6 protein-coding genes, 1 tRNA gene and 1 pseudogene are annotated in these 4,239 nt (G+C 72.0%); all 8 read right to left on the bottom strand.

The window, feature by feature from the left end; genetic code table 11:
• Positions 1-312, bottom strand: a 312-nt coding sequence (locus tag Q0112_RS08390; RefSeq protein ID WP_297973872.1) for a 2'-deoxycytidine 5'-triphosphate deaminase, incomplete at its 3' end; no start/stop codon positions are given.
• Between the two features lie 32 nt (positions 313-344).
• Positions 345-421: transfer RNA gene (locus tag Q0112_RS08385), tRNA-Pro, on the bottom strand.
• A gap of 50 nt (positions 422-471) precedes the next feature.
• Positions 472-996, bottom strand: a complete 525-nt coding sequence (locus Q0112_RS08380; RefSeq protein ID WP_297973868.1) for a MerR family transcriptional regulator — start codon at positions 994-996, stop codon at positions 472-474.
• Between the two features lie 19 nt (positions 997-1,015).
• Entirely contained in the window at positions 1,016-1,318 is a 303-nt protein-coding gene (gene ihfA / locus Q0112_RS08375) for an integration host factor subunit alpha (RefSeq protein ID WP_297973865.1), read from the bottom strand.
• A 108-nt stretch (positions 1,319-1,426) separates the two neighbouring features.
• Entirely contained in the window at positions 1,427-2,404 is a 978-nt protein-coding gene (locus Q0112_RS08370) for a beta-ketoacyl-ACP synthase III (RefSeq protein WP_297973863.1), read from the bottom strand.
• Positions 2,401-3,516, bottom strand: coding sequence for a phosphate acyltransferase PlsX (gene plsX / locus Q0112_RS08365; RefSeq protein WP_297973861.1), 1,116 nt, complete (start codon positions 3,514-3,516; stop codon positions 2,401-2,403). Before plsX ends, Q0112_RS08370 begins: the two co-directional genes overlap by 4 nt.
• A gap of 42 nt (positions 3,517-3,558) precedes the next feature.
• The gene (gene rpmF, locus Q0112_RS08360) at positions 3,559-3,765 is read right to left on the bottom strand and encodes a 50S ribosomal protein L32 (protein WP_297973859.1); all 207 of its coding nucleotides are present in this window, start codon (positions 3,763-3,765) and stop codon (positions 3,559-3,561) included.
• A gap of 193 nt (positions 3,766-3,958) precedes the next feature.
• A pseudogene (locus Q0112_RS08355) lies at positions 3,959-4,239 on the bottom strand (DUF177 domain-containing protein); the annotation flags it as partial.

The following is a 4,239-nucleotide window of genomic DNA, read 5'->3' as shown; positions in this document are numbered from 1 at the left end:
GGTCGAGCTCTTGGCATTGGCGACCGCGCGCAGCCCCTCCGGCAGCGCCAGTCCCTCGACCAGCGGCACCACGTAGACGCAGCCCTTCTCGAGCACCGCGCCCCCCGCGAGGTCGAAGCGGTGCATGGTGAACTCGGCGAGCCGCTCGGCGAGCGGAACCGCCCCCGGCAGGAAGGACGCCCGCACGCGGAAGGCCTCGGCCCCGAGGCGCAGATCGAGGCTCGCCGGCTGGATCTGCCCCGGCGCGCAGGGCTCGGACGCGGTGATGGCGCCCGCCTCGAAGAGGCGCGCGATGCCCTGCGCTGGCACCACGCCGGTCGCTCCGGCGGACGCATGAAGGGGTATGGTCGGGCTAGCGAGATTCGAACTCACGACCTTTCGACCCCCAGTCGAACGCGCTACCAGACTGCGCTATAGCCCGACACGAGGCGCTTTATATCCGGGCCCCGCCGGAGAGCAAGGGGGAAAGGCTCAGGCCTTGCCGTCGTCGATCATCACCGCCCGCAGCGCCTGCAGCTCGCCCAGCAGCGCCCGGAGCGCCTGCCGGTCCTTGGGCCGCGCTGCCGCCACGGCGACCGTCGCCGTCTCGCCGTCCGGGCCCGCGAAGAGATCGGCCTGCGGCAAGCCGTTGCCGACAGCGGCCGGCGGCGCCTTCCCGCGCTCCACCCGCGGAGCCGGCGCCGCCTCGGCCGGCGGCGGCGCCGGCTCGGCGGCCTCGGCCTCCGGCTCGGTCCCGAGATTGATGACGTGGCGGATGCCGCGCTCGCGCAGGATCTTCTGCACGCCCTTGATCGTCATGCCGTCGTCATAGAGCAGCCCGCGGATGCCGCGCAGCAGCCGCACGTCCTCCGGCCGGTAGTAGCGCCGCCCGCCCCCGCGCTTCACCGGCTTCACCTGGGTGAAGCGCGTCTCCCAGAAGCGCAGGACGTGCGGCGGAACGTCGAGCGCCTCGGCGACTTCGCTGATGGTGCGGAAGGCTTCGGGAGACTTCATCATCGCGCCGCCTTTCCCCGAGTCACTGCTTGTTGCCGAGGTCCACGCGCTCTTTCATGATGTGCGAGGGCCGGAAGGTCAGCACCCGGCGGGGCTCGATCGGGACCTCCTCGCCGGTCTTGGGATTGCGCCCGACGCGCGCGGACTTGCCGCGCACGCTGAAGGTGCCGAAGGAGGAGATCTTTACCGTCTCGCCGCGCACCAGCGCATCGGACATCTGGTCGAGCACCATCTCGACCAGCTCGGCGGACTCGTTCCGCGAGAGGCCGACGGTGCGGAAAACGGCCTCGCTCAACTCCATGCGGGTGAGGGTCTTCTCGCTCATGCCTTCCCCCCTGTCTCGATTGCTGTCTCGATCACGCTTTGGTTAACCTAGGGACATTTCCGAAAGCGAGTCAATAACAACGGCTTGAGCGCGCGAGCGAAGACGCGCCTACCAGCGCATGACGGCCGCACCCCAGGCGAGCCCCCCGCCGATCGCCTCCATGAGCAGCACGTCCCCCGGCAGGATCCGCCCCTCGCCATGCGCGACCGAGAGCGCGAGCGGGATCGAGGCGGCCGAGGTGTTGCCATGCTCCTGCACCGTCACCACCACATGGTCCATCGGCACGCCGAGCTTGTGCGCCGTCATGGTCATGATCCGGAGGTTCGCCTGGTGCGGCACCAGCCAGTCCACGTCGGCGGGCGTGAGCCCCGCCCGCGCCAGCGCCGCGGCGCCGGTCTCGGCCAGCTTGATGACCGCGTGCTTGAAGACGTCCTGCCCGGCCATCCTTACCACGCCGGCCGTCCCGGTCGAGGAGGGGCCGCCGTCGACGTAGAGGAGATCGCGGTAGCGCCCGTCCGAGTGGAGGTCGGTGGCGAGGACGCCGCGGTCGCTCGGGGCGCCAGCCGACTCGACCGCCTCGAGGACGAGCGCCCCGGCCCCGTCGCCGAAGAGGACGCAGGTGGTGCGGTCGGTGAAGTCGAGGATGCGGCTGAAGGTCTCGGCACCGACCACCATCACCCGGCGGGCGCTGCCCGACTGGATGAGCGCATTGGCCTGGGCCAGCGCGAAGACGAAGCCGGCGCAGACCGCCTGCACGTCGAAGGCGAACCCGCCGCGCATGCCGATCGCGTGCTGCACGGTGACCGCGGTGGCGGGGAAGGTCTGGTCGGGCGTCGCCGTCGCCACGATCAGCGCATCGAGATCCGCCCCGGTCAGCCCGGCGTCGGCGAGCGCCGCCCGGCAGGCGGCGGCGGCGAGGTCGGAGGTCATCTCGCCCTCGGCGGCGAAGTGGCGGCGCTCGATGCCGGTCCGCGTGCGGATCCACTCGTCGGAGGTCTCGACCATGGCGGCGAACTCGTCGTTCTCGACGACGCGCGCCGGCAGGTAGTGGCCGCAGCCGAGGGCCACGGCACGAAGGATGGTCATGTGGGCGAGCCTCCGCGGGCGAGGTCTGGCGCGTGCCCCACGGCAGGGCCCACGGCGACCCGGGCGGCGAGCCGCTCGGTGAAGCCGTGGTCGGCGAGAGTGAAGGCGAGCTTGATCGCGGCCGAGACGCCGGTGGCGTCGGCCGAGCCGTGCGACTTGATGACCGTGCCGTTCAGGCCGAGGAAGACCCCGCCGTTGACCCGGCGCGGGTCGATGCGCTTCTGCAGCCGCTTGAGCGAGGTGAGCGCGAAGAGGGCGCCGATCCGCGACAGGATCGAGTAGGCGAAGGCCTCCTTGAGCAGACCCTGGATCATCCGGGCCGTGCCCTCGCCGGTCTTGAGCGCGACGTTGCCGGTGAAGCCGTCGGTGACGATGACGTCGACCCGGTCCGACGCCATGTCGGTCCCCTCGACGTAGCCGATGTACTCGAAGTCGCTGAGCGGCCCCACCTCGGCCATGCGCCCCGCCGCCCCGTGCAGCTCGGAGCGGCCCTTGTGCTCCTCGGTGCCGACGTTGAGCAGGCCGACCCGCGGCCGCTTCAGCCCGAGCGCGTTGCGCGCGTAGGAGGCGCCCATCACCGCATACTTGAGGAGATCGTCCGAGTCGGCGCGGACGTCGGCGCCCGCGTCGAGCAGCACGTTGTAGCCCGACGGGTTGAGCGAGGGCCAGAGGACCGCGATCGCCGGGCGGTCGACGCCGGGCGCCTTCCGGAGCGCCAGCATGGCGAGCGCCATCAGCGCCCCGGTGTTGCCGCAGGAGATGACGACGGGGGATTCCCCTGCCTTCACCGCCTCGAGCGCGCTCAGCATGCTGGTGCCCTGGGCGTTCCGGAGCACGCGCGACGGCTTGTCGTCCATGGCGACGACGCCCGGGGCATGGCGCACCTCGGTGCGCTCGGCCAGAGCGGTGGCCTTGCGCAGGTGGCGGTCGAGCTCGTCGCCGTCGCCGTGCAGGATGTAGCGCAGGCGGGAGTTCTTCTCGAGCGACATGTCCATGCCGCGCAGGACGTCGGCCACGCCGCGGTCACCGCCCATCGCGTCGATGGAGATCACGACGTCGCCGGCTTGCGGGGGGCTGCCCGAAGGTCCGTTCGGGGGCGTCACGGCACTCATTGCGAGGCGACCTCACACAGGCTGGGCACCGCCCCCGGCGGCTCAGGCCGCCTCGTCGTCGAGGTCGATCTCTTCGGTGCGCGCCACCACCTCGCGGCCGTCATAGTGCCCGCAGGCGCCGCAGACGTGGTGCGGGCGGCGCAGCTCGCCGCAGTTCGGGCACTCGTTGGGGTTGCCGGCGACCAGCGCGTCATGCGAGCGGCGCATGCCGCGCCGGGAGCGCGTGACCTTGCTTTTCGGAACAGCCATGTCTCAGCCTCGATATCTGCCGGGGCGCCGCCCCGATCACCCATTCGTCGGCCCGCGGGGTAGCAGATGCCGCGCGTGATGTCACGCCCTTGGCCTCCGGACCGGACAGGAAAACGAGCGGCGGACCATAGCGATTCCGCGCGCTTGCGCAAGGCCCATTCGGCGCGGGTCGCGGCCGGCCCGCGAGCCCCGCTCACGAACCCTCGCCCAGCTTCCCGCGCAGGGCCGCGAGCGCCGCGAAGGGCTTCTGCCCGCCCTCCTCCGGCAGCGCGTCCTCCGGCTCCCCGGCTCCCTCGGCAAGGGTGGCGCCGGGCTTGCGCGGGTAGGCGGGAAGCGCCAGCGCCAGCGCCTCGGTCGCCACCAGCCCGAGATCGATGCGGTCCCCGAGCGGCTCGATCTCGTCATCCTCCTCGGGATCGACCAGCACCTCGGCGCCGCCGGCGGCCGCCGCCGGAACGAAGGTCCGCGCGACCT

It is taken from the genome of uncultured Amaricoccus sp. (assembly GCF_937858865.1).
GTDB lineage: Bacteria > Pseudomonadota > Alphaproteobacteria > Rhodobacterales > Rhodobacteraceae > Amaricoccus.
Note: the sequence above shows the minus strand (reverse complement) of the source record. Positions and strands in the feature narration are given on the sequence as shown.

Coding starts and splice junctions, on each gene's coding strand:
- Q0112_RS08380 (WP_297973868.1), bottom strand. CDS start 996: ATGATGAAGTCTCCCGAAGCCTTCCGCACCATCAGCGAAGTCGCCGAG.
- ihfA (WP_297973865.1), bottom strand. CDS start 1,318: ATGAGCGAGAAGACCCTCACCCGCATGGAGTTGAGCGAGGCCGTTTTC.
- Q0112_RS08370 (WP_297973863.1), bottom strand. CDS start 2,404: ATGACCATCCTTCGTGCCGTGGCCCTCGGCTGCGGCCACTACCTGCCG.
- plsX (WP_297973861.1), bottom strand. CDS start 3,516: ATGAGTGCCGTGACGCCCCCGAACGGACCTTCGGGCAGCCCCCCGCAA.
- rpmF (WP_297973859.1), bottom strand. CDS start 3,765: ATGGCTGTTCCGAAAAGCAAGGTCACGCGCTCCCGGCGCGGCATGCGC.